The organism is Arthrobacter sp. ISL-85, assembly GCF_018613675.1.
Lineage (GTDB): Bacteria > Actinomycetota > Actinomycetes > Actinomycetales > Micrococcaceae > Arthrobacter.
In genome coordinates, this window is sequence record NZ_JAGGPQ010000012.1 from 43,738 (window position 1) to 67,109 (window position 23,372).

The window sequence follows — 23,372 nt, forward strand, 5'->3', positions numbered from 1 at the left end:
GCCAGCATTCCGAGGCTACGTGACGATTTGCACATAAGCAACAGCAGTCACATCAATAACATAGACCACAACAGTGTCATTTGCTGTGGGATCCGGTGAGGTGTGTCGGTGTCAGGCGTGTTGGTGTTCCTCGTGCTCCGAGTGGCTGGCGGGCTCCAGTTGGAAGGTGCAGTGGGTGGTATCAAAGTGCGAGCCCAGGCAGGTGATGAGCTTGTCCAGCAACTGGTCGGCGCCCCGCGCATTGAGCACGCCGTCCTCCACCACAACATGGGCCGAGAAGACTGGTACGCCGGACGTGATGGTCCAGATGTGGATGTCATGGACGTCGGTCACACCGGCCACCGAGAGGATGTGCTCGCGGATCATCTGCACCTCCACTCCTTTCGGGCTGGCCTCAAGCAGGACATCCACCACATCGTGCAGCAGGCTCCAGGCCCGCGGCAGGATCATCAGCACGATGAGGACGGATGCGATGGTGTCTGCTGCCTGGAAGCCGGTGAGCATGATGACCACGGCGGCAATGATGACGGCCACCGAGCCCAGGAGGTCACCCAGGACCTCCAGGTAGGCGCCGCGGATGTTCAGGCTCTCCTCCTGTGCGGAGCGAAGGATCAGCAGCGACACAAGGTTGGCCACGGCGCCGAGGCTGGCGGCGAACAGCATGATGCCCGTCTGCACTTCCGGCGGTGCGCCGAACCTGCGGATTGCTTCGGTGAAGATCACCACCGAGATCACGATCAGGATCAGCGCATTGGCGAGGGCAGCGAGCACCTCTGCGCGCTGGTAGCCGTACGTCCGCTGGTCGCTTGCCGGGCGCCCCGCGATCCAGGCGGCCAGCAGGGCGATGGTGACGCCGGCAGCATCGGAGAGCATGTGCCCCGCATCCGCCAGCAGGGACAGCGATCCGGACAACACCGCTCCCACGATCTGGATGACCACCACGCAGAGGGTCACCCCCAGGACGGCCACGAGCCGTTTCCGGTGCCGCCGCGTGGCGGTGATCCCGTGGCTGTGGTCGTGTCCCATGCTTACAGGCTAGCCCCAGCCCAGCTCGTGCAGCCGGTCATCGGAAATGCCGAAGTGGTGGGCGATTTCGTGCACCACGGTGACTGCCACTTCATGGATCACGTCCTCCCGGGAGGCGCAGATCTCCAGGATGGGTTCACGGAAGATGGTGATCCGGTCCGGCAGGGAGCCGGCGTCCCACCATGAATCGCGTTCCGTCAGCGGGACCCCTTCGTACAGTCCCAGCAGCACGGTCTCCGGATCTTCCCCGGGCCCCGGCTCGTAATCGTCTTCGACGAACACCGCCACGTTGTCCATGGCGCGGGCCAGCCGGTCCGGGATGCTGTGCAGGGCGTCCTGGACAGCGGCCTCGAACTCGTCCGGGGACATGGTGAAACCGGGACGCCCCTGCGGGCCGTCGGGAATGATCGGCAGGCCCGGCGGCAGATTGGCTGGCATGCCCAGACTCTAGCGCGGAAAGCGTTGTTGCCGGATGCGGTCCGCCCGGGTCCTGCGCCGGGTCAGCCCCACTCCCACCAGGCACACCAGCCCGCCCACAAGTCCCAAAGCGGCGGGGATCTCGCCCAGCAGCAGCCAGGAGATCAGGACTGTGGTGCCGGGGACCAGGTACGTGGTGGCAGCCAGCTTGCCGGCATCCACCAGGGACAACGCATAGGCCCAGGTGGTGAAGGCGATGGCCGTCGGGAAGACGCCCAGGTACACCAGCCCCAGCGTGGCCTGCGGAGGGGCGGCCTGCACTTCGGATGCCAGTTGCCCGGCGAAAGGCAGGCAGCACAGCGCACCCACCACGATGCCGAACCACGTTGCCTGTGCCGCAGGGAATTTCCGCACCACTGGCTTCTGGACGATGACGCTGACTGCGGCGAGCACCGCCGCAAGGAGGCACAGCGCCACGCCTGCCAGGTCCGCCGTAGAACGTTCCCCGGAGGCATCGGGCTGCCCCGAACCCAGGGCGATCAAGGCGACGCCCGAGAACGCCACGGTGCTGCCGATAAGCAGCCAGCGCGGGAAGCCCTCCTTGAGGAAGATGCCGGCCATGATAGCCACCAGGATGGGGTTTACGTTGATCAGCAGGGCACTGGTGCCGGCGTCCAGGATGTGTTCGGCGGCGTTGAGGGCAACGTTGTAGCCGCCGAACCACATCACGCCGTAGGCAATGATGGGCAGCCATTCCCGCCCCTGGGGCAGCACCCGGCTCCTGAACAATTGCGGTACCACCAGGAAGGCCAGGACGACGGCGGCAACCGCCAGCCTGCCCAGCGTCAGGGGTCCGGGGGAGAAGTGCGGGCCGATGGCCCGGATGCCGACGAACGCGGAGGCCCACAGGACCACGGTTACCACCATGGCCGCCACGCCCAGCGCCTTCACGGGTGCAGTTGCTGTAGCGGTGGGAGTCAATGGCTGGCGGGCGGAACTGGTCGAAGGCATAAAACAAATGTACGGCGGGTGCAGGGGCCGGACTGGCGGAAATCGGCCGCGGCGGTGCCCTCGCCCAGGACGCGGCGGGCCATGCCGGAGGCGCTGCACCCGGCTGACGTTGTCCTGGCGGGAGGCTACCCTATTTTTTGCCGGCCCAGGCCAGCAGCTTGTCCATGGGCCAGGTGGTGATGATCCGCTCGGGAGGCACGTTGTTGCGGGCTGCCCGCTCGGCACCGTACTGGAGGAAATCCAGTTGCCCGGGCGCGTGGGCGTCGCTGTCGATCGAGAACAGGCATCCTGCCTCCAGTGCCAGCTGGATCAGGTCGTCGGGCGGGTCCTGCCGCTCGGGGCGGGAGTTGATCTCCACGGCAACGTTGTGCTCCGCGCAGGCAGCGAAAACCTCCTTGGCGTCGAATTCCGACGGCGGCCTGGTGCCGCGCGAGCCCTCCACCAGCCGCCCGGTGCAGTGGCCAAGGATGTTGGTCTGGGGAGCCCGGACGCCCCCAAGCATCCTGGTTGTCATGGTTTTCCGGTCCGCGCGGAGTTTCGAATGGACGCTGGCCACCACGATGTCAAGGCGCTCCAGCAGCCCTGGTTCCTGGTCCAGCTCGCCGGATTCCAGGATGTCCACTTCGATTCCGGTCAAGAGCCTGGTGCCGCCACCGTTGCTGTTGATGCCTGCCACCACGTCCAGCTGATCCCGCAGGCGTCCGGCTGACAGTCCGTTGGCGATGGTGAGGTTGGGGGAGTGGTCGGTCAGGGCCAGGTACTCCCTGCCCAGCACTTCCGCTGCCGCCAGCATGAGCTCAATGGGGGAACCGCCGTCGGACCATTCGCTGTGGCTGTGCAGGTCGCCCCTGAGCGCCTCCCGGAGGTCCGGGCCGCCGGAGGCGAGCGGATGGGCGCCCTTCTCCCGGAGGTCTGCCAGGTAGTCAGGGACCTGGCCCTCCACAGCCTGCCGGATGACCGCAAAGGTCCGGTCGCCAATTCCCTTCATGGATTTGAGGCGCCCGGTCCGGGCGCGCGCGGCCACTTCCTCGGGCCCCAGCGGACTGATGGCGGCGGCTGCCTTACGGAAGGCCTGGACCTTGAACGTGGCCGCGCGTCCCCGCTCCAGCCAAAAAGCGATCTCATTGAGCGCTGCGACGGCATCCATCCGTCCATCTTTACCCGTCCGGCGGCCAAACGGCGGGGTTTTTCGACGATTTTGGAATATTCCCGGATAGCCCCTATAGTTTTAGAGTCCAGTTCGGAGAAACGCAAAGGACAAAGACGGAAAGCCCCGCTTGACGCCTTTTATTTTGTTCCGAACGGGTTCTGGCCCCCATCGTCTAGCGGCCTAGGACACCGCCCTTTCACGGCGGCGGCACGGGTTCGAATCCCGTTGGGGGTACGCAGGGAACTGGTCAAGCAGGCTGAAAAAGTCTGGTAGGCTTGAAGCCTTGAAAAAAGCGGTAGCGATACTGCAAAGCAAGAAACGCAAGGCCCTGTAGCGCAGTTGGTTAGCGCGCCGCCCTGTCACGGCGGAGGTCGCGGGTTCAAGTCCCGTCAGGGTCGCTCTGATTGTTGGAAGAAATTCCGGCTGTCATGGTGACTAGTCACCTAGGCTCTGTAGCTCAGTTGGTAGAGCGTTCGACTGAAAATCGAAAGGTCACCGGATCGACGCCGGTCGGAGCCACCACTGGGAAGCATCAGTTCTTCGGAACTGGTGCTTTTCTGCTTTAACCCTTGGACCATTCTTCCAACCCAGTGTCACAGGCTGGGGATAGGGTGGAAGCAACAGAAGGGGGAGTGCCTGATGGAATACCAGAACCAACAGCCCGTGGTGCCAAGCCGTCCTGCGGCCAGCCCGGCTCCTGGTCCGGGCCGGACCGTAATTTCCGAGGTTGCCGTGGCAAAGGTGGCCGGAATCGCCGCCCGGGCCGTTCCCGGCGTCTACTCCCTGGGTTCGGGCCCGTCCCGTGCCCTGGGCGCCATCCGCGACGCCGTCGGGAGTTCCGATCACGCCGCAGGCGTCCACGCCGAAGTGGGCGAAACACAGGTAGCTGTGGATATCACCCTGGTGGCCAGCTACGGAACGCCCCTGCATGCGCTGGCCAACCACGTCCGCGCTGCCGTTTACCGCGCAGTTGAAGAACTGGTGGGGTTGCAGGTGATCGAGGTAAACGTCGAGATCACGGATGTCTACGTGCCGCCGCCGGTCAAGACAACCGCGCCGGGCGCTCCCGAACGGGAGGCGCTGCTGTGAACCTCACGGTGGCAGGCACGGCCCTGGGCGCGTTCGTGGCATTCATGTCCCTGCAGTTCGGCCTCTGGGGCTTCCTTGTCTCCCTTCTCTTCATGGCCATCGGCGCGCTCCTGGGCCGTGCAGCCGAAGGAAAGCTGGATCTGCGCGGCATTTTCGACGCCATTACCGGCCGACGCTCTTCGTCATGAGCTCGCCCGCGCCCGTTGTGCGTGGGCAGGCGCTCAGCGGCCACAACCGGATCAGCACCCAAGCCTTAACCAGTCTTGCCAAGGCAGCTGCGGCGCAGGCGCTGGGCGTCGAGGCACAGGACGTGCGGGCGGACTGGACGGACGACGACGGCCTGCTGGCTTTGTCCCTCGTCAGCCCCATCAGCATCCCGCCTTTGCAGTCCGTGGCGCTGGACCCGGCCAAGGTCGGCGCAGCCGGCGGATCCATCTGGGACCGCACCGTACGGGCCAAAGAAAGCATCCTGGCACAGGTCTCGGAACTGAGCGGTTCACAGTTAAGCCGGGTGGACATCCGCGTCAGCGGGGCAAGGATCAGTACAGGAGGGCGGGTACGGTGAGCAGCAGCGTGGAGAGCCGCCGGGCCAACAAAGGATCCCGGAGAAGCGACGGCCCGGACATGCGCAGGGTGGTATACCGCGAAACCCATTCCTCCAGGGCCGTCGTGTCGGTTGCCGCCGCCGCCCTGGTCCTGGTGCTGGCCGGCTACGGCGTCCTTGAATCCGGGGTGCACGCCGTGGGGCAGCCGGCATGGCTGATCGAGCCGCAGGTGGCGGCCCAGCGCATGGTGGACCTTCCAGCCGGTATCTCCCCGCTGCTGCTCGGCGCAGTCGGCGCCGTGCTGGCCATGCTGGGGCTGATCTTCCTGCTCAATGGGATACTCCCTGGGAAGCGTGCGCGCCATCTGCTTGCGGGCGCACCTGGAGAGGGACTCCCGGCCGTAGTGGTGGATGACGAGGTCATCGCATCCTCCCTGGCACGCCGCGCGCGGCTGGCCGCCAACGTCACGCCTGAACAGGTCATGGTGGTGGTTTCCCAGCAGCAGGTGCTGGTAAATGTGCGGCCCACATCCGGTATTCCCGTGGACCAGGGCAGGGTCCTGGACGCCGTGCGCGACGAGTTGGATCACATGCTGCTGGAGCCTGCACCGGTTCCGCGGGTCAACGTGACTCCGTCGGGGGTGATCGGAGCATGAACAGTACCCCGGCACTGCTCAATCGGATCCTGCTCGCCGTGCTGGGGCTGATCCTGCTGGGGGTCGGGCTCCTCCTGGTGCTGCTGGCAACCGTTCCTCCGGTGGGCTCCTGGTGGCATTCATGGTCCTCCGGGGCCTGGGGTGGCATCAACCAGGTGTTTGACTCCACCCGGTTCCCGGGCCGGCCGGAAAGCTGGTTGTGGATCGTGGTGGCGCTGACGCTGCTGGCCCTGATGGGGCTCATGGTTGCCTGGATCGCCCAGCAGGGCAAGGGCCGGTCAAACCTGCTGGCCGCGGAATACGATCCCGGCGAAATCCCCGGTGACGTCCGGATCGGCGGCGGAGTAGCAGAGCAGGCCCTGCGGCATGCCCTTGAGGGCCGGCCGGACCTTGCCGGTGCCACCGTCACCACCTATGACGTCAAAGGATCACCGGCGTTGAAGGTCCGGCTCCTGCCGCGCCAAGGGGTGGCTCCGCACCTGCTCGCAGCCGAGGTCTCCGGGCTGGTTGATGCCCTGGAATCCGTTGTGGGCAAGGAGATTCCCGTCCTCATCCACGTCGGGGCCGGGGCACGGACGCGCTTCAGCCGGGCTGAGCGCGTCCGCTGAACTGCGTTGTGCGCAGGCAGCCCAGGCCGCTGCGGCTACCGGCCGCCCATTAGGTACACGGTGGTGTCCACGGGAACTTCCCGCATGGTGGTCCACTCTTCGGCTGGTTCGGGGCCACTGGACAGCACTACTGCGTAGCCGTCGGGCACCGGGGCGGAAGCGAAGCCCATGTTGGACAAGACCACAACGTTTCCGTTCCGGAACGCCAGCAGCCCGGTGTCCGGCGAGTGTTCCTCGGTCCATTCCACGCCGCCGCTGCCCATGTCCTGGGCAGACCTGAAGGCGAGGGCCGCCCGGTACAGCTCAAGGGTTGAGCCCTCCTCACCGTCCTGCTGGTCCGCGGCCAAGGGGCCGAAGCTTTCCGGCTGGGGAAGCCACGGCCCCGACGCCTGGCCGGACGCCTGGCCGGAGGGGGCCTGGGAGAACCCGAAGCCGGGCTGGTCCGCCGCCCATGGCAGCGGGACCCGGCAGCCGTCGCGGCCAATTTCTGCACCACGGGTCCGGAAGAACGTAGGGTCCTGCCGTGCTGGGTCGGGGAGTGTGGTGTGCTCAGGAAGTCCCAGTTCCTCGCCCTGGTACAGGTAAGCGGAGCCAGGGAGTGCCAGTGCAACCAGCGTTGCGGCACGCGCGCGGGCCAGCCCCAGGGCTGGATCGGGCTGTTCGTCGGCGGCGCCAATGCCCTTCGGGAACGTGGTGGGATCCTTGAGCCCAAACCGGGTGGCATGCCGCACCGTGTCGTGGTTGCTGAGCACCCAAGTACAGGGCGCTCCCACTGATGCCGCCGCCGCCAGTGAAGCGTCGATGGCGTCCGCCATGCGCTCGGCATCCCACCCCGCCAGCAGGAAATCGAAATTGAAGGCCTGCTGCATTTCATCGGGCCGGACATAGCGGGCCAGGCGCTCAGCAGGTTCCACCCAGGCCTCGGCCACCATCATGCGGTCCCCGCCGTATTCCCCCAGAACGCGGTTCCAGTCGCGGTAGATGGCGTGGACCCCGTCCTGGTCGAAGAAGGGCGATGGCGGATACATGGGAGACACGGCCCTGTGGGGTTCTTCTGCATCGCTGTGGGCATGGGGAGCATCGCCGGGCAGGTGGCTCTCCCCATGGGGAGCGGGGGTCCCTTGAACCATGGCCGCAACGCCGTCCCAGTCCGGAAGTCCTGCCTCTTTCACCAGGCCGTGCGCAACGTCCACCCGGAAGCCGTCTGCGCCGCGGTCCAGCCAGAACCGCAGCACGGAACGCATCTCCTCCTGCACTTCCGCATTGTCCCAGTTAAGGTCGGGCTGCCTGGTGTCGAAGAGGTGCAGGTACCACTGGCCCGGTGATCCGTCGGCTTCAGTTACCCGGCTCCAGGCCGGCCCGCCGAACACTGACTTCCAGTTGTTGGGAGCCCGCCTGCCGTCACCGGATCCCGGCACCTCGTCCTTGCCGTCCCTGAAGATGTACCGGTCCCGCTGGGGGCTTCCCGGTGCTGCCGCGAGGGCCTCCCGGAACCACACATGTTCGTCCGAGGTGTGGTTGGGAACCAGGTCCACGATGACCTTCAAGCCGCGGCGATGGGCTTCCAGCAACAAGGCGTCGAAATCCGCCAGGGAACCGAAGAGGGGGTCCACCTGGCGGTAGTCCGCCACGTCGTACCCACCGTCTGCCTGCGGCGACTTGTAGAAGGGTGACAGCCAGATGGCGTCCACTCCAAGGGCCTCAAGGTACGGAAGCTTGGCGGTCACTCCGCGGAGGTCTCCCATTCCGTCACCGTTGCCGTCTGCAAAGGACCGGGGGTAGATCTGGTAAACCACAGCATCGGCCCACCATGCAGAGGAGGCTGGACGCGGCGCGGGAACGGACGGCTCGGACATTTGGTTCCCCTCTGATAACTTTTTGATGTAAACGCTTGCATTGCAAGCAGCAACCTTACTAGTGTGATGGTCACCACATCAACCTCACCTAGCAAGCGCACTGTCGACTTACTTGTCACTCAGCGAGGAGCTTCAAGCTAATGAAAACCCCGAGATTCCTGCTTCCGGCAGCTACTGCCGGCATTCTGGCCCTTACGTTGTCCGCCTGCGGCGGCGGAGGTGGAGGAGGCACCACGGGCGGCGGAGGCAGCGACGCTGACGCCAACCTCGACGGCCGCGGCCCCATCACGTACGTACAGGGCAAGGACAACAGCAACGTTGTCCGCCCGTTGGTTGACAAGTGGAATGCCGCCCACCCGAACGAAAAGGTCACCTTCAAGGAACAGACCGACCAGGCGGACCAGCAGCACGATGACCTCGTCCAGCACTTCCAGGCCAAGCAGCCCGATTACGACGTCGTGGATGTGGACGTCGTCTGGACCGCCGAATTTGCGGCCAAGGGCTGGCTGCAGCCGTTGAAGGACAAGATGGCGATCGACACCAGCGCCATGCTGAAGCCCACCGTGGACAGCGCCACGTACAAGGGCACGCTTTACGCGGCACCGCAGACCTCCGACGGCGGCATCCTCTACTACCGTAAGGACCTGGTGCCCAATCCGCCCAAGACCTGGGACGAGATGATGAGCATGTGCTCCATCGCCACAGCCAACAACATTGGTTGCTACGCGGGGCAGTTCAGCAAGTATGAGGGCCTCACCGTGAACGCCTCCGAGGCCATCAACTCCGCGGGCGGCTCTGTCCTTAACAAGGATGGAAAGCCCGACCTGAACACCCCCGAGGCCAAGGCCGGCCTGGGTAACCTGGCCAAGGCCTACGCTGATGGCAACATCCCCAAGGAAGCCATCACCTACAAGGAAGAGGACAGCCGGCAGGCATTCCAAAGCGGCAAGCTCCTCTTCCTCCGCAACTGGCCGTACGCCTTCAACCTGATCACCACTGAAGGTTCCTCTGCTGTCAAGGACAAGACCGGCCTCGCTGCCCTGCCGGGCAAGAGCGGCCCGGGTGCGTCCTCGCTTGGTGGCCACAACCTCGCCACCAGCGTGTACTCCAAGAACAAGGCCACCGCGCTCGACTTCATGAAGTTCATGACGTCGGCAGAAACCGAGAAGTTCTACGCTACCCAGGGTTCCCTGGCTCCGGTTCTTGGCTCGCTGTATGACGACCAGGAACTCGTTGCCAAGCTGCCCTACCTGCCGGTCCTGAAGACGTCCATCCAGAACGCCGTGCCGCGTCCGGTAACGCCTTTCTACCCGGCTGTCACCAAGGCGATCCAGGAGAACGCCTACTCCGCTATCAAGGGAGAAAAGTCAGTGGACACCGCACTTTCTGACATGCAGAAATCCATCGAATCCGCCGGTGCGGGATCGTAGTTCTGCCATGGCAACCGAACTAGGCCCGACGCCGGTCAAAGCACCGGCGTCGGGCGGTACCCCCGTCCATCGCGGGCCCAAGGGCGTAGGGGAGGACAACAGGATCGCAAGCCAGGGGCGCTGGGCCTCCTGGCTGCTCGCTCCGACGATCATCGCCCTGGCAGTGGTGATTGTGTACCCCATCATCAGCGCGATCGTGATGTCCTTCCAGAAGGATGCCGGCCTCGACGCAGCAACCGGATTGTTCACCGCCGGCGGTCCCGCCGGCATCTCAAACTACGTCAACTGGCTCGCCCAGCAGTGCTCCGCTCCCGGTGGCGGCACGGTAGCCTGTCCTCCGGGGACCCTCGGAGGACAGTTCTGGTCAGCCACGGCTACCACGTTCTTCTTCACGGTAGTCACGGTGACGCTGGAGACAGTCCTCGGCTTCTGGATGGCCATGATCATGGCACGCACGTTCCGCGGCCGCAGCCTGGTCCGCGCGGCCGTGCTGGTGCCCTGGGCCATCCCCACCGCTGTGACGGCCAAGCTCTGGTTCTTCATCTTCGCCTTCGAAGGAATCGCCAACAAGCTGTTCAACACCAGCATCCTGTGGACCGGCAGCGAGTGGCCGGCCAAGTGGGCCGTGATCATCGCCGACGTCTGGAAGACCACGCCGTTCATGGCGCTGCTGATCCTGGCGGGCCTGCAGATGATCCCGGCAGAAGTCTACGAAGCAGCCAAGGTGGACGGCGCGTCCGCCTGGCAGCGGTTCCGGCTCATCACCCTGCCGCTGGTAAAGCCGGCACTCATGGTGGCAATCCTGTTCCGCACCCTGGATGCACTGCGCATGTTCGACCTGCCGTACATCCTCACCGGCGGTGCCAACAACACCACCACCTTGTCCATTCTGGTGATTAACCAGATCAGGCAGGGCTTCAACGCTGCGGCCGCGTTGTCCACCATCACGTTCATCATCATCTTCCTCGTCGCCTTCATCTTTGTCCGCTTCCTCGGGGCAAACGTGGTTGAGCAGAGCGGCGCCACAGGAAAGGGGAAGAAATGACCACGGCAACAGCAGACGCCACTGCGCTGCGGGCGCGCCAGGACAAGGGACGCCAAGCCGCGCAGAACCGTGAAAAGTGGGCGCAGGCGAGGACTTACATCAGTGCCGCCGTCGTCCTCGTCTGGTGCCTGGCACCGGCCTACTGGATGGTGGTCACCGCGTTCCGCGAGGTGGGCTTCACCTACGACACGTCGATCCTGCCCACGCACATAACGCTGGACAACTTCGCCACCGCCTTTGATACGTCCTTCGGCAACAGGTTCGGCCAGGCGCTGCTGAACAGCGTGTTCATCGGCGGGGTGGTCACGGCCGTTTCGCTGCTGATCGGTGTGTTCGCCGCTTACGCCCTTGCCCGCTTGAACTTCAAGGGCAAGTTCCTGGTACTCGGCTTCATCCTGGGGGCCTCCATGTTCCCCGGCGTTGCCCTCATCACCCCGTTGTTCCAGCTGTTCACCAACATCGGCTGGATGGGCACCTACCAGGCGCTGATTATTCCGAACATTTCCTTCGTGCTCCCGTTGACGGTCTACACCATGACCTCGTTCTTCCGGGAAATGCCCTGGGAACTAGAGGAATCAGCCCGCGTGGACGGCTGCACCCAGGGACAGGCCTTCCGTAAGGTCATCATGCCCCTTGCTGCACCGGCAATCTTCACCACCGCAATCCTGGCGTTTATTTCCTCGTGGAATGAATTCCTGATTGCCAGCCAGCTGTCCAGCGACGCAACCCAGCCGGTGACGGTGGCCATCGCCAACTTCGCCGGTGCACAGCCCAACCAGATCCCATACACGGCCATTATGGCCGCGGGCACCATCGTCACCATCCCCTTGGTGATCCTGGTGCTGGTCTTCCAGCGCAAGATTGTCGCCGGCCTCACGGCAGGTGCAGTCAAGTGACGGACACCGGTTCCCGCCCCCGCACCCCGGGGGCGGGAAACCGCAGCCGGTTGGTCCGCTCCGGCGAAGACTTTGACATGATCATTGGCTTCCTCGCGTTCTGGGCGCTGGTCCTCCTGGTGGCCACAGTGTGGATGGAAATCACTGCCCAGCCTGCCCTTGGATGGGCGCTGGGCCTGCTGGCAACGCTGCTGGCCCTGTACGGCATGGTGCGGCTGCGCCGGAAACTTCCAGCCCGCAAGTAGAAGCCCGGGCGGCATCGGCAACGTCCCGGCTGCAGTTGTTACCGCCCGGGTTGTCGCTGCCGGTGCGCGAAGTGGAAAAATACAGGGCCGGATAAACGCAGGGCCAGCCGGCCCTACGCCGAGAGGGAGTCAAAAGGGGACACGGTGGCACGGACAACGGAAAGATCCCAGCGGGGCGGCCATAACGGCGTCAGCATCGAGGACGTGGCAGCGGCCGCCGGAGTCTCAACAGCCACCGTCTCCCGCGCCGTGAGGGGACTGCCCAGGGTTTCGCCGGCCACCAGGGAGAAGATCCTGGAGGTGGCAGGAAACCTGGGCTACGTGGCGTCCTCCTCCGCCTCCGGCCTGGCCACGGGACGGACCAAGACCATCGGCGTCCTGGCACCCTTCGTCAGCCGATGGTTCTTCTCCAAAGCCATCGAAGGTGCCGACCGCGAGCTGCACGCCCGGCACTACAACCTCTCCCTCTTCAACCTTGGTGGCCACGGCAGCAACCGTGAGCGGCTGTTCAGCAAAACCATGGTCTACAAACAGATCGACGCCCTGCTGGTCCTGTGTATGGCGCTCAGCCACGAAGAGATCGAGCACCTCCAGAAGATCGACATCCCGTTGGTAGTAGTGGGAGGCCATGTCGAGGAATGTCCCTACATTGGCATCGACGACTACGCTGCGGCGTCCACCGCGGTCCGGCACCTGATTGACCTGGGCCACCGGGACATCGCCCTCCTGCACGGCGACGACGAGACTGACCTGAACTTCGATGTCCCCCGCGTGCGAATCCTGGCGTTCAAGGACGTCATGGCCGCCGCCGGCCTGTCCACCCGGCCGGAGTGGGACGAATGGGGCGACTTTACGGTCCACAGCGGCCAGGAAGCCTTCCGCCGTCTGTGGTCCCGGCCCGGCCAGAAGCCCACGGCCATCTTTTGCGCCTCTGACGAAATGGCCATGGGTGTCATTTTCGAGGCTAACCGGGCGGGCGTCAGCGTTCCGGGCGAACTTTCCGTGGTAGGCATCGACAACCACGACTTCGCGGACGCCATGGGCCTGACAACGGTGGGGCAGCGGCCGGACGAGCAGGCCGAACTGGCTACCAAGATGCTGTTGGATGAACTGGACGGCGAGGAGGGAGCTGTCCGCTCCACCGTGGCGCCCCACGAACTGATTGTCCGGCGCACCACAGCGCCGCCCCAAACCTGAAGCAGCCCGGGAGCCGGAGGCAACTACGACGCGCGGGCCAATTGCCGGATGGGAATCCAGCGTGATGCCAGCCGCCGGTAGGCGGCCGCAGCGCCGGTCATGTCACCCTCCGCCAGGCATTCGATGCCCAGCCTGATGTCCATGGGGGACTCGTCCGGGTATACCTTGTCCGCTACGGCACCATAGTCCAGCTCCACCATGGAATTCACGTGGAACAGCTCAAGCCATTCCGTCAGCTGCGCCAGGTCGTCAAGCATATCCAGGTCGGGGGCGGCGAGGGCCAGGTTGGCCACCGCGTAGCGGGCGCGCTCCAGGGCATCGGTGATGGGTGTCCACACGCGCACGGTGAGGATACGCCCGGCGGCCTCCACCACATCCTTGCGGTCGGACTCCATGAACAGCGAAAACCAACTGAACGGGATGCCCCAGGTGGACGCCCGCGTGTGCACGCGGGTGGATCCGTCCCGTGCCTTCACCAGATCAATCCGCTCCTGGTGCCGGTCCCGTTGTTCCTCCGGGATCAGCAGCTCGGCCAGCGGGCCGTGGATTCCCTCCATCAAGGCGTTGGCTGCCAGCCCGGCGCGCAGGACAAGCTGGCTGGGGCAGTACAGGAGGACGGGCTCCGTGCCGGCGTCAGCACCGGCGTCGGACGCTCCGCCTTCCGGCGCCGGCACCGCGGTGACGCGCACCAGATCGGTGCGTCCCGTGGGGAACGGGTCGCCCCCGGACCGCGTGATCCGTCCCAGCGAGGCCAGCAGTTCGGCGTTTTCGACGGCGGCACGCGAGACGGCATGTGCACCCGCGGCTTGAATGGCTGGACGCTGTTCCTCCGGGAAGGCTTCCAGGGGCTCGTAGACGCGCAGGGTGGAGGAAAAAGGCAGGCCGGCCTGGCCCCGGTAGAGGTTGCCCGTCATCACGGTCTCCTTGGCTGGGTCCAGGGCGCAGTCATCAGTCCGCCAGTTCCACCAGCACGGGAGCATGGTCAGAGGCGCCCTTGCCCTTGCGTTCCTCGCGGTCGATCGAGGCGCCGGTGACGCGCGCAGCCAGGGCCGGGGAGGCCAGGACGAAATCGATCCGCATGCCTTCCTTCTTGGGGAACCGCAGCTGGGTGTAGTCCCAGTAGGTGTAGACGCCGGGGCCGGGGGTGTAGGGGCGTACTACGTCGGTGTAGCCCGCTGCTTCGAACGCATGGAACGCTTCCCGCTCTGGCGGGCTGACGTGCGTGGCCCGGTTGGCGATGAACAGGTCGATGTCCCAGACGTCGTCGTCGAATGGTGCGATGTTCCAGTCGCCCATGAGGGCCACCTGCGCCTGCGGGTTATCCGTGACCAGGGCCTGGGCGTGCGTCTTGAGGCTTTCCAGCCACTTGAGCTTGTACGGCATGTGCTCGTCGTCCAGCGAGCGGCCGTTGGGGACGTAAAGGCTCCAGACGCGGACGCCGCCGCAGGTGGCAGCCATGGCCCGGGCCTCCTGGACCGGATCCTTGCCGGCCTTGCCAAACGCAGGCTGGTCCAGGAAAGTGCGCTCCACGTCCGCCAGCCCCACACGGGAGGCAATCGCAACGCCGTTCCACTGGTTCACGCCGAAGTGGGCCACCTCGTAGCCCATCCGTTCAAAGAGCTCCCACGGGAAGTTGTCGTCCTTGCACTTGGTCTCCTGGATGGCCAGGACGTCGCAGTCGCTGCGCTGGAGCCAGGCTTCAACGCGGTCGGCACGGGCACGGAGCGAATTCACATTCCAGGTAGCTATCTTCACGGTTCCTAACTTACCTTGGCGGCCGCGCGGCGGGTAAAGCCCGTGCAGGACCCGGCCCCGCCGGCCGGGACCGTTGGTCCCGGGCAGCACACGGCGGGTATATTCGCACCAGAATGACCTGGATCACAGATCCGGTCGCCATGTGAAGGAGCACCAGCCGATGACCGCAGCCACGGGCAACATCACGGACAGCAGAGCAGGAGACCAAACCGCGGAAGTACTCTTCGAGCGCCGCGGCCGGCTCGGCGTCATCACCCTCAACCGGCCGCAGGCGGTCAACGCGCTCACCGAGGGAATGGTGGACCTGTTCCTGCGGCAGCTCACCACGTGGGCAGAGGACGACGGCGTGGCCTCCGTCCTGGTGCAGGGCGCCGGGGAAAGGGGCCTGTGCGCGGGCGGAGACATCGTGGCCATCTACCGGGACATGCTGCATGGCGGAAACCGGACCGCCGATTTCTGGCAGGTCGAATACCGCGTGAACTCGCTGATTGCCCGCTACCCCAAGCCGTACGTTGCCCTCATGGACGGGCTGGTCCTTGGCGGCGGGGTGGGCATCTCAGCGCACGGGAGTGTCCGTGTGGTCACCGAGCGGACCAGGATGGGGATGCCCGAAACCACCATTGGTTTCGCACCCGACGTCGGCGGGACTTTCCTGCTGTCCCACGCCCCAGGCCAAACGGGAACCCACGCGGCCCTGACGGGGGCACACCTGGACGCGGGGGACGCCTTGTTCCTGGGCCTTGCCGACCACTTCGTCCCGTCGGACGCGCTGCCCCGGCTGGTGGCGGCACTGGAAGATGAAAGCCCGGAAGCCGCCGTCGCCCGTTACGCTGCGCAGCCCCCGGCCTCGGCACTGTCCGGGCAGCGGGACTGGATCGATGCCTGCTACGACTCCGACGACGCCGCGGAAATCATCACCCGTCTCCGGGCCTGGACCGGGCCCGGGCAGGAAGATGCCCTTGACGCCGCCAACACGATGGAAGCCAAGTCGCCCACCTCGGTCAAAGTCACCCTGGCGTCCCTGCGCCGGGCTGCAAACCTGACCCTTGACGAGGCCCTGGCCCAGGAATACCGGGCAGGAATCCGTTTCCTGGCCGGCCCTGATTTCCGGGAAGGTATCCGCGCCCAGGTAGTGGACAAGGACAGGAACCCGCAGTGGAAGCCGGCAACGCTGGCCGAGGTGCTGCCCGCCCAGGTGGACAGGTTTTTCGAGCCGCTGGACGGCGGCGAACTGGACCTGAAACTTGGACCCAACCCGGAAATGACGGAGGCGCGCCATGCCTGAAACGAGCCGCGTGGCCTTTCTGGGCCTTGGACACATGGGCGGTCCCATGGCCCTGAACCTGGTCCGTGCCGGATATGCGGTGACCGGCTTCGACGTAGTGCCCGCAGCCCGGGAAGCAGCCCGGGCACAGCGTGTGCCGGTGGCGGCCAGCGCGGCCGACGCCGTGGCCGGCGCCGACGTGGTGCTGACCATGTTCCCCAGCGGCCGGCACGTCCTGGAGGCCTACCGGGGCGGCGCTGGACATCCTGGACGGCCGGGGGAACCCGGGCTGTTGGCTGCGGCCCCGAACGGAACCATGTTCCTTGACTGCTCCACCATCAACGTTGACGAGGCCCGGGAAGCCGCCCGCCTGGCCATCGAAGCCGGCCACCGTTCCGTCGACGCACCCGTTTCCGGCGGTGTGGTCGGAGCCGAGGCAGGCACCCTCACCTTCATGGCCGGCGGCGACGGGACGGACTTCGAGGCAGTGCGGCCGCTCCTGGAGGTCATGGGCAGGCGCGTCGTGCACTGCGGCGACCACGGTGCCGGCCAGGCCGCCAAAATCTGCAACAACCTCGTCCTGGGCGTCTCCATGATCGCGGTCAGTGAGGCCTTCGTCCTTGGTGAGAAGCTGGGCCTGACCCACCAGGCACTGTTCGACGTCGCATCCGCCGCGTCAGGGCAGTGCTGGGCGCTGACCACCAATTGCCCGGTGCCCGGGCCGGTTCCCACCAGCCCCGCCAACAGGGATTACCAGCCGGGCTTTGACTCGACCCTCATGGCCAAGGACCTCAACCTCGCCGTCAACGCGCTGGACAGTACCGGGGTGGCGGGACGGATGGGAGCGCTCGCCGCACGGATCTACGATACGTTTGCCGCGGAAGGCGGCGCGGGCCGCGACTTCTCCGCCATCATCACCGACATCCGCAGCGCATCCGAGCGGCAGGCCGCAGACGGGCATGCAGCGGAGGCAGCCGGCACGGAGTTGCCCGGCCGGCGCCCAGCCACAACAGCACACGACGACGGGAGTCCCGAATGACGGAGTACGCCAACATCCTGGTGGAGCAGCAGGGCAGGGTAGGGCTGGTGACCCTCAACAGGCCCTCGGCACTGAACGCGCTGAACAAGGCCACCATGGAAGAGCTGGTGGCCGCCGTGACCGCCATGGATTCCGATCCCGGCGTGGGCGCGGTAGTGATCACCGGCTCCGGCAAGGCCTTCGCCGCCGGAGCCGACATCAAGGAGATGGCGGACCAGGGCTACATGGACATGTACACGGCAGACTGGTTCCGCGGCTGGGAAGATTTCACGCGCCTGCGGATCCCCACCATCGCGGCGGTATCCGGCTTTGCCCTGGGCGGCGGCTGCGAACTGGCCATGATGTGCGACCTGATCATCGCCGGGGACAACGCCAAGTTCGGGCAACCGGAAATCAACCTTGGCGTGCTCCCCGGGATGGGCGGATCGCAGCGCCTCACCCGGGCTGTGGGCAAGGCCAAGGCCATGGACATGATCCTCACCGGCAGGTTCATCGCCGCGGAGGAGGCGGACAGGTGCGGGCTGGTGTCCCGGGTGGTTCCGGCGGAAGATGTGGTGTCCGAGGCAGTCAAGGTGGCCGGCGTGATCGCCGAAAAGTCGAAGCCTGCGGCGATGGCGGCGAAGGAGGCCGTGAATGCTGCTTTCGAAACCGGACTGGCCCAGGGAGTGGTGTTCGAACGTCGGCTCTTCCATTCCCTGTTCGCCACGGAGGACCAGAAGGAAGGCATGGCGGCGTTCACCGAGAAGCGCCAGCCCGAATTCAAACACCGCTGACCCGGGGAGCAGCCTGGTTTCCCTGACGGCGGGCTCTGGGGCCGCCTGCTGCCGGCCTTGCGCCCTAGAGTTGCTTCTCCGCGAAGCTGTGCAGCGCGGCCCGGACGAAGCGGGCCCCTTCCGCCCCGCCGTAATTGGCCGCGAAGCGTGGGTCTTCCACGTACATGTCCGCCAGTCCGGTAACGTAGCCCCGGATATTCCCGCCGCCTTCGGCCGCAGGTGTTCCGGGGATGGACTTCAGCCACGCCACGTGCCGCGCTGCCAGTTCCTGGGCTTCCGGCCCGTCTGCAGCAACTCCGGAACCCGCGGCCGCGGTCCAGTCCCGGCCAAGATTCTCCGCTCTGGACTTCCACCCCCGCTTTTCCGCCGCCGACATGCCGCGCCACCACGAGTCGGACGTGGCGTAGGCATCCTTGCCCCAGCGTTCCTCAACCTCATCCTTGTATTGGGTGTGGTCGAAGCCCTCGAACATGTCCTCTGCCATCAGCTGGCCTCCTGCCTCTACTGTTTCGATTGTTTGCCGGACCGACTCGGCCTGCCGCGCAAGCCGTTGCTGCTCCTGGCCGAGCCAGTCGAGATGGCGGCTGAGCGCCGCCACGGGATCCGCCTGGCGGTGGAAGACCTCCGCGATGGCCGGCAGGCCAAGGCCCAGTTCCCGCAGCAAAAGGATGCGCTGCAGCTGGAGGAGCGCGGCGCCGTCGTAATAGCGGTAGCCGTTGTGGCCCACCCGGCTGGGCTTTAACAGGCCGATGTCGTCGTAGTGCCGGAGCGTGCGGCTGGTGATGCCGGCGATCCTGGCCACATCCTGGATGGACCAGTCCCTCCCGCCGGTGCCGGGGAAATCATTCATGCTCTGAGCCTAGGGGTTGACGCTGCGTCAAGGTCAAGGTCAAGGTCAACGGCAGGAGCGCCGCGGTGTCACCCGGTCCGCCGGTCGCGGGGCGTCCGGTGCCTGGCCTGGGCCACCAGCCGCGTGAAGGCGAAGACAAAGATGGCCTCGATGAGCAGCATGAGGCCCATCAGCAGCCACTGCTGCCTGCTGATGAAGAAGATGCATCCGGTCAGGGCCAGGATGGTTCCCAGCGCCAGGGCGTAGACGGCGAAACCGATGGCGACCCTGGCGCTGCGTACCCCGGTGCGGAAGCCAAAGCCATGCGGCTCCCCGCCTGGCTGTCCGGGCACCCGGTCCGGTGCGGCGGGACCGAGGGAGTCGAACTCCTCCCACGGATCCCTGTCCTGGTCCTGTCCGGTCATGAATCAATTATCCCAAATGCGCACATCCAGCGCCGCGGCCACGTAAAAACAGCGGCTCCTCCAACCTGGGTTGGAGGAGCCGCTGGATGGGGTCCCGGCAGGTGCCGGAGGCCGCCGAAGACTAGAGCGGGCGGATGTTCTCTGCCTGCGGGCCCTTGGGGCCCTGGGTCACATCGAATTCGACCTTCTGGTTCTCGTCCAGTGAGCGGTAGCCGCTGCTGGCGATTGCCGAGTAGTGGGCGAATACGTCAGCGGACCCGTCATCGGGGGCAATGAAGCCAAAACCCTTTTCGGCGTTGAACCATTTAACTGTGCCTGTTGCCATGGCTGCATTCCTTCATGTGACTCTGATTCTCTCCCCCGGGAATGCTCCCGGAGTGTGCGGGAGTTAGTCCCCCACAGTCCCCAACGTACGGGGCGCGGGGCCCGGGTGCAAGGGTAAGCGCGATAAAAGCACCATGAACCTGCGACTTTAGACGGCTTCAAGCACGCTGACGTAGTTGGCGATCCCCACTCCGCCCATGTTCTGCACAGCGGCCCGTCGGGCAGTGGCGAGCTGCATGTCGCCGGCGGTTCCGGTGAGCTGCATCGCGGCGATGACGTGCTGTGAGACGCCTGTGGCGCCTACCGGGTGGCCTTTGGCCTTGAGGCCGCCGGAGACGTTGATGGGCAGCTTGCCGTCCTTGAAGACCCAGCCTTCGGCCACGGCGCGGGCACCCTGGCCCGGTTCGGCCAGGCCCATGGCCTCGTACATGAGCAGTTCGGCGATGGTGAAGCAGTCATGCACCTCGGCGAAGTCCAGGTCCTCCAGCCCGACGCCGGCCATCGCCATGGCGCGCTCCCAGGAGGCGCGGGTTGCGGCGAAAGCGGTGGGGTCCCGGCGCGCGGCGGGGAAAAAATCGTTGGCCTGGCCAAAGCCCGCGAGCCGGACCGGGGCGGTGGCGCCGCCGGTGGGAGCCACGCTGAGCACCACGGCCGCCGCGCCGTCGGACACGGGGGAGCAGTCGGTGCGCCGCAGGGGATCGGCCACCATGGGGTTTTTGTCCGAGACCGTCCGGCAGAACTCCTCGCCGAGGTCCTTCCGGAGCTGGGCGTAGGGGTTGTCCACGCCGTTGCGGTGGTTCTTGGCCGCGATGGTGCCCAGCACGTCCGAGACCGGCCCGTACCGCTTTTCGTAGTGCTTCGCGACCTCGGCGAAGAGGCCCGTGAAGCCGGTGGTGGAGGGCTTGCCGGCCATGTCGTAGTCAGCGCCGAGCAGGGCCGCGCCCACGATGTCTGCGCCGGCATGGGTCATCTTCTCGGCGCCGATCACCAGGACGGTCCTGGCGGTGCCGGCCAGCAGAGATTTGGTGCCCTGTTGGAACGCTGCCGAGCCGGAGGCGCAGGCGTTTTCCACGCGGGTGGACGGAACGTTGGCCAGCTCCGGCGAGACCTGAAGGGCCAGCGAGGACGGGAACGCCAGCGGCATCATGCCCGAATTGAACTGCCCCACGTAGATCTCATCGATCTGCCCCGGCTCGATCCCCGCATTGCCGATCGCTTCGGTAGCCACCTCCACGATCAGGGATTCCAAGGTCTCGTCGGCAAGTTTGCCGAAGCGGCTGTGTCCCCAGCCGGTGAGCAGGACATCCTTGCCGAACTGGTCTTTCAGGCTCATGCCGCCACTTCCTTGTTCTCCAGCCGGACCTCAAAGCCGGCGTCGGTCTTCTCCCAGATCTCCGCCTCAGTAACCCCTGGTGCCAGCCGGGTCAGCGTGAGCAGCCGCCCGCCGTCGTCCGTCTTATAAAGGTCGAAGACCGCGAGGTCGCTGATGATCCGGTCCACGCAGCTGAGGCCGGTCAGCGGCAACGTGCATTCGCGCACGATCTTGGCGGTGCCGTCCTTGGCGTTGTGCTCGGTGAGGACCACCACGCGCGGCGTTCCCGCGACCAGGTCCATGGCGCCGCCCATGCCCTTCACCATCTTGCCCGGGATGGTCCAGTTGGCCAGGTCGCCGTTGCCGGAGACCTGCATGGCGCCCAGGATTGCCACTTTGACGTGTCCGCCGCGGATCATGCCAAAGGACGTAGCGGAATCGAAGATGCTCCCGCCCGGCAGTACCGTGACGGTCTGCTTGCCGGCGTTGATCAGGTCCGCGTCCTCCTCGCCCTCGTAAGGGAACGGGCCCATGCCCAACAGCCCGTTCTCGCTTTGCAGGACAACCCGCACGCCCTCAGGCAGGTTGTTGGCCACCAGGGTGGGGATGCCGATCCCCAGGTTCACGTAGTCGCCGTCATTCAGTTCCTCGGCCGCGATCGCAGCCATTTCATCCCTGGTCCATCCCATGGGGGTTCTCCTTCGAAAAGTGGCGAGGGTTAGACAGCCAGCGCTGCCATGTCTGCTCCGGCACGCTGCCGGACGGTCCGCTGCTCGATGTCCTTCACCCGGTCCGTTGCCTGGACCAGGCGCTGGACAAAGACGCCGGGGGTGACGATGTGGTTGGGGTCCAGCTGGCCGGGCTCCACGATCACTTCGGCCTCGGCGACGGTGAGGATCCCGGCCGTGGCCACCACAGGGTTAAAGTTCCGGGCGGTGTAGCGGTAGATGAGGTTGCCGTCCGTGTCCGCGGTGTGGGCATGGACCAGTGCGACGTCGGCCCGGATGGCGCGCTCCCGGACGTACGTTTCGCCGTCGAACACCTCGTGCGGCTTGCCTTCGGCAACCAGCGTGCCCACGCCGGTCTTGGTGTAGAAGGCCGGGATACCGGCACCGCCGGCGCGCAGCCGCTCGGCGAGGGTGCCCTGCGGTGTGAACTCCACCTCGAGCTTGCCGGCGAGGTACTGCTCAGCGAACAGCTTGTTTTCGCCGACGTAGGAGGCAATCACCTTGCGCACCTGGCCTGCTTCGATGAGGATGCCCAGCCCCTTGCCGTCCACGCCCATGTTGTTGGACACCACCGTGAGGTCCCGCACACCGGAATCACGGACGGCTTCGATCAGGTCGGCCGGGATGCCGCTCAAACCAAACCCGCCCACGGCGAGGGTAATGCCGTCCTGCAGGACCCCGTCCAGGGCTGTGGCCGCAGAAGCCTGGAGTTTCTTCATGTCGTCTCCTCGTTGAGCATGGTGGTCCGTCCACTTAGTGGACGCCTGGGGTCTGGGTTTGGACACTACGGGCGTGCGGCAGAACGTGTCAAGAATCACTGGCACGTGCCTTACAGTATGGACAGTAGTGCGAAAAGCATCCATATTGTGGACACAGGAGAAATGATGGCGTCGACGCCGGTACAGGGCGCCCAAGTGGTGGCCAGGATCGCGGGGCTGCTGCGGCTGGTGGGCCGGAGCGCCGAGGGGATGCCGCCCGCAGTTCTGGTCCGGGAATCAGGCCTCACCCGGCCCACGGTCCACCGGCTCCTGACATCGCTTGCCGCGGAAGGTTTGCTGGACCACGATCCCGCCACGGGCAATTGGGTCCTGGGTCCGGAAATCCTGCTGATGGGATCGGTGGCCTCTGCCCGGTTTCCTATGGAGGACATCGCCCGCCCCAGCCTGCGCCGGCTTGCCCAGGCGACGGGGGAGAGCGCCTTCTTCTCCATCCGCCGCGGCGCCGAGACGGTTTGCCTGCTGCGTGAGGAGGGCAGCTTCCCTGTCCGGTCCTTTGTCCTGCACGAGGGCGTCCGGTTTCCGCTGGGCGTCGCGTCGGCCGGGACGGCCATCCTTGCCTTCCTTCCCAGGAGCGAGCAGGAGGAATTGTTGGCCCGGTGGCCCGAGCACGCCGGTGCCTTCGCCGCGAACCACACTGTTGACCTGGTCCGGAAGAACCTGGCGCGGACACGGTTCGCCGGCTACTCAGTGAACCCCGGGTTGGTGCTGGAGGGAAGCTGGGGGATGGGCGCCGCAGTGTTTGACCGTTCAGGACGCCCCGCCTGGGCGTTGTCGCTGACCGGCATCGAACCGCGGTTCAAACGCGAGCGGCAGGAGGAACTCGGCGGCCTGCTGATGGCGGAGGCCCACCGGATTACGCAGCAGCTGGGCGGCGGTGCCGACGGCGGGCGACGGACCCGCTAAGTCTTCCGTGGCTTTGCCGGGACATGACGACGGCGGGCCGCGCTTTCGGGTGCGGCCCGCCGTCGTACGCC

27 protein-coding genes and 3 tRNA genes are annotated in these 23,372 nt (G+C 65.9%); 17 read left to right on the top strand and 13 right to left on the bottom strand.

What is annotated here, in order from left to right:
* Positions 1-111: 111 nt before the first annotated feature.
* The 4 genes from J7I84_RS09780 to J7I84_RS09795 form a co-directional block, all read right to left on the bottom strand.
* A complete protein-coding gene (locus J7I84_RS09780; RefSeq protein WP_214943969.1) occupies positions 112-1,026 on the bottom strand; it encodes a cation diffusion facilitator family transporter in 915 nt (304 codons plus the stop codon).
* 9 nt (positions 1,027-1,035) lie between these two features.
* Complete coding sequence (locus J7I84_RS09785; RefSeq protein ID WP_214943971.1) at positions 1,036-1,464, bottom strand: metallopeptidase family protein; 429 nt, start codon at positions 1,462-1,464, stop codon at positions 1,036-1,038.
* A 9-nt stretch (positions 1,465-1,473) separates the two neighbouring features.
* A complete protein-coding gene (locus J7I84_RS09790; RefSeq protein WP_285291212.1) occupies positions 1,474-2,454 on the bottom strand; it encodes a DMT family transporter in 981 nt (326 codons plus the stop codon).
* Between the two features lie 130 nt (positions 2,455-2,584).
* Positions 2,585-3,601, bottom strand: a complete 1,017-nt coding sequence (locus J7I84_RS09795) for a PHP domain-containing protein (RefSeq protein WP_214943972.1) — start codon at positions 3,599-3,601, stop codon at positions 2,585-2,587.
* Between the two features lie 164 nt (positions 3,602-3,765).
* Between J7I84_RS09795 and J7I84_RS09800 the strand changes: the two genes are divergently transcribed.
* The 8 genes from J7I84_RS09800 (at position 3,766) to J7I84_RS09835 (ending at position 6,501) form a co-directional block, all read left to right on the top strand.
* A tRNA-Glu gene (locus tag J7I84_RS09800) sits at positions 3,766-3,838 on the top strand.
* Positions 3,839-3,928: 90 nt separating this feature from the next.
* Positions 3,929-4,002, top strand: a tRNA-Asp gene (locus tag J7I84_RS09805).
* A 48-nt stretch (positions 4,003-4,050) separates the two neighbouring features.
* Positions 4,051-4,126: transfer RNA gene (locus tag J7I84_RS09810), tRNA-Phe, on the top strand.
* A gap of 117 nt (positions 4,127-4,243) precedes the next feature.
* The gene (locus J7I84_RS09815; protein WP_214943974.1) at positions 4,244-4,693 is read left to right on the top strand and encodes an Asp23/Gls24 family envelope stress response protein; all 450 of its coding nucleotides are present in this window, start codon (positions 4,244-4,246) and stop codon (positions 4,691-4,693) included.
* Positions 4,690-4,881 carry a hypothetical protein gene (locus J7I84_RS09820; RefSeq protein ID WP_214943976.1) on the top strand — a complete coding sequence of 64 codons (192 nt, stop codon included), beginning with the start codon at positions 4,690-4,692 and terminating at the stop codon, positions 4,879-4,881. The genes J7I84_RS09815 and J7I84_RS09820 overlap by 4 nt, the downstream gene beginning before the upstream one ends.
* Positions 4,878-5,258, top strand: a complete 381-nt coding sequence (locus J7I84_RS09825; RefSeq protein ID WP_214943978.1) for a hypothetical protein — start codon at positions 4,878-4,880, stop codon at positions 5,256-5,258. The genes J7I84_RS09820 and J7I84_RS09825 overlap by 4 nt, the downstream gene beginning before the upstream one ends.
* The gene (locus J7I84_RS09830; RefSeq protein WP_214943980.1) at positions 5,255-5,893 is read left to right on the top strand and encodes a hypothetical protein; all 639 of its coding nucleotides are present in this window, start codon (positions 5,255-5,257) and stop codon (positions 5,891-5,893) included. The genes J7I84_RS09825 and J7I84_RS09830 overlap by 4 nt, the downstream gene beginning before the upstream one ends.
* Positions 5,890-6,501 carry a hypothetical protein gene (locus tag J7I84_RS09835; RefSeq protein WP_214943983.1) on the top strand — a complete coding sequence of 204 codons (612 nt, stop codon included), beginning with the start codon at positions 5,890-5,892 and terminating at the stop codon, positions 6,499-6,501. Before J7I84_RS09830 ends, J7I84_RS09835 begins: the two co-directional genes overlap by 4 nt.
* 35 nt (positions 6,502-6,536) lie before the next feature.
* Here J7I84_RS09835 and J7I84_RS09840 read toward each other — a convergent pair whose 3' ends face one another.
* Complete coding sequence (locus J7I84_RS09840) at positions 6,537-8,357, bottom strand: glycoside hydrolase family 13 protein (protein WP_214943985.1); 1,821 nt, start codon at positions 8,355-8,357, stop codon at positions 6,537-6,539.
* A gap of 140 nt (positions 8,358-8,497) precedes the next feature.
* On the opposite strand from J7I84_RS09840, the gene J7I84_RS09845 reads away from it, so the two are divergent.
* From J7I84_RS09845 to J7I84_RS09865, 5 genes are all read left to right on the top strand, one after another.
* The gene (locus J7I84_RS09845; RefSeq protein WP_214943987.1) at positions 8,498-9,787 is read left to right on the top strand and encodes an ABC transporter substrate-binding protein; all 1,290 of its coding nucleotides are present in this window, start codon (positions 8,498-8,500) and stop codon (positions 9,785-9,787) included.
* A 7-nt stretch (positions 9,788-9,794) separates the two neighbouring features.
* Entirely contained in the window at positions 9,795-10,832 is a 1,038-nt protein-coding gene (locus tag J7I84_RS09850) for a carbohydrate ABC transporter permease (protein WP_214943989.1), read from the top strand.
* Positions 10,829-11,728 carry a carbohydrate ABC transporter permease gene (locus J7I84_RS09855; RefSeq protein WP_214943991.1) on the top strand — a complete coding sequence of 300 codons (900 nt, stop codon included), beginning with the start codon at positions 10,829-10,831 and terminating at the stop codon, positions 11,726-11,728. The genes J7I84_RS09850 and J7I84_RS09855 overlap by 4 nt, the downstream gene beginning before the upstream one ends.
* A complete protein-coding gene (locus J7I84_RS09860) occupies positions 11,725-11,973 on the top strand; it encodes a hypothetical protein (RefSeq protein ID WP_214943993.1) in 249 nt (82 codons plus the stop codon). The genes J7I84_RS09855 and J7I84_RS09860 overlap by 4 nt, the downstream gene beginning before the upstream one ends.
* 144 nt (positions 11,974-12,117) lie before the next feature.
* Positions 12,118-13,170, top strand: a complete 1,053-nt coding sequence (locus J7I84_RS09865; protein WP_214943995.1) for a LacI family DNA-binding transcriptional regulator — start codon at positions 12,118-12,120, stop codon at positions 13,168-13,170.
* A gap of 23 nt (positions 13,171-13,193) precedes the next feature.
* Here the strand turns inward: J7I84_RS09865 and J7I84_RS09870 are convergent, their stop codons facing one another.
* Both J7I84_RS09870 and J7I84_RS09875 read right to left on the bottom strand, forming a co-directional pair.
* On the bottom strand, positions 13,194-14,084 hold the full coding sequence (locus tag J7I84_RS09870; RefSeq protein ID WP_214943997.1) for a hypothetical protein: 891 nt from the start codon (positions 14,082-14,084) through the stop codon (positions 13,194-13,196).
* 34 nt (positions 14,085-14,118) lie between these two features.
* Positions 14,119-14,925: an exodeoxyribonuclease III gene (locus J7I84_RS09875; protein WP_214943999.1), complete on the bottom strand. Its 807-nt coding sequence runs from the start codon at positions 14,923-14,925 to the stop codon at positions 14,119-14,121.
* A gap of 160 nt (positions 14,926-15,085) precedes the next feature.
* On the opposite strand from J7I84_RS09875, the gene J7I84_RS09880 reads away from it, so the two are divergent.
* From J7I84_RS09880 to J7I84_RS09890, 3 genes are read left to right on the top strand one after another with little or no spacing between them, the layout of a single operon-like run.
* Positions 15,086-16,210 carry an enoyl-CoA hydratase/isomerase family protein gene (locus J7I84_RS09880; protein ID WP_214944001.1) on the top strand — a complete coding sequence of 375 codons (1,125 nt, stop codon included), beginning with the start codon at positions 15,086-15,088 and terminating at the stop codon, positions 16,208-16,210.
* Positions 16,203-17,228: a 3-hydroxyisobutyrate dehydrogenase gene (gene mmsB, locus J7I84_RS09885; RefSeq protein ID WP_214944003.1), complete on the top strand. Its 1,026-nt coding sequence runs from the start codon at positions 16,203-16,205 to the stop codon at positions 17,226-17,228. Before J7I84_RS09880 ends, mmsB begins: the two co-directional genes overlap by 8 nt.
* Entirely contained in the window at positions 17,225-18,001 is a 777-nt protein-coding gene (locus tag J7I84_RS09890) for an enoyl-CoA hydratase (protein ID WP_214944005.1), read from the top strand. Before mmsB ends, J7I84_RS09890 begins: the two co-directional genes overlap by 4 nt.
* Positions 18,002-18,065: 64 nt before the next feature.
* On the opposite strand, the gene J7I84_RS09895 is transcribed toward J7I84_RS09890, so the two are convergent.
* From J7I84_RS09895 to J7I84_RS09920, 6 genes are all read right to left on the bottom strand, one after another.
* Positions 18,066-18,851, bottom strand: coding sequence for a MerR family transcriptional regulator (locus J7I84_RS09895; protein ID WP_214944007.1), 786 nt, complete (start codon positions 18,849-18,851; stop codon positions 18,066-18,068).
* A gap of 68 nt (positions 18,852-18,919) precedes the next feature.
* Positions 18,920-19,255 (bottom strand): hypothetical protein, encoded by a 336-nt coding sequence (locus J7I84_RS09900; protein WP_214944009.1) that lies wholly within the window; start codon positions 19,253-19,255, stop codon positions 18,920-18,922.
* Positions 19,256-19,376: 121 nt separating this feature from the next.
* The gene (locus tag J7I84_RS09905) at positions 19,377-19,580 is read right to left on the bottom strand and encodes a cold-shock protein (RefSeq protein ID WP_013599688.1); all 204 of its coding nucleotides are present in this window, start codon (positions 19,578-19,580) and stop codon (positions 19,377-19,379) included.
* 147 nt (positions 19,581-19,727) lie between these two features.
* A complete protein-coding gene (locus tag J7I84_RS09910) occupies positions 19,728-20,912 on the bottom strand; it encodes an acetyl-CoA acetyltransferase (RefSeq protein ID WP_214944011.1) in 1,185 nt (394 codons plus the stop codon).
* Positions 20,909-21,580, bottom strand: a complete 672-nt coding sequence (locus tag J7I84_RS09915; protein WP_214944013.1) for a CoA transferase subunit B — start codon at positions 21,578-21,580, stop codon at positions 20,909-20,911. The genes J7I84_RS09910 and J7I84_RS09915 overlap by 4 nt, the downstream gene beginning before the upstream one ends.
* A 29-nt stretch (positions 21,581-21,609) precedes the next feature.
* Positions 21,610-22,338, bottom strand: coding sequence for a CoA transferase subunit A (locus J7I84_RS09920; RefSeq protein ID WP_214944014.1), 729 nt, complete (start codon positions 22,336-22,338; stop codon positions 21,610-21,612).
* Between the two features lie 165 nt (positions 22,339-22,503).
* Between J7I84_RS09920 and J7I84_RS09925 the strand changes: the two genes are divergently transcribed.
* Positions 22,504-23,301: an IclR family transcriptional regulator gene (locus J7I84_RS09925; RefSeq protein WP_214944217.1), complete on the top strand. Its 798-nt coding sequence runs from the start codon at positions 22,504-22,506 to the stop codon at positions 23,299-23,301.
* Positions 23,302-23,372: the final 71 nt, after the last annotated feature.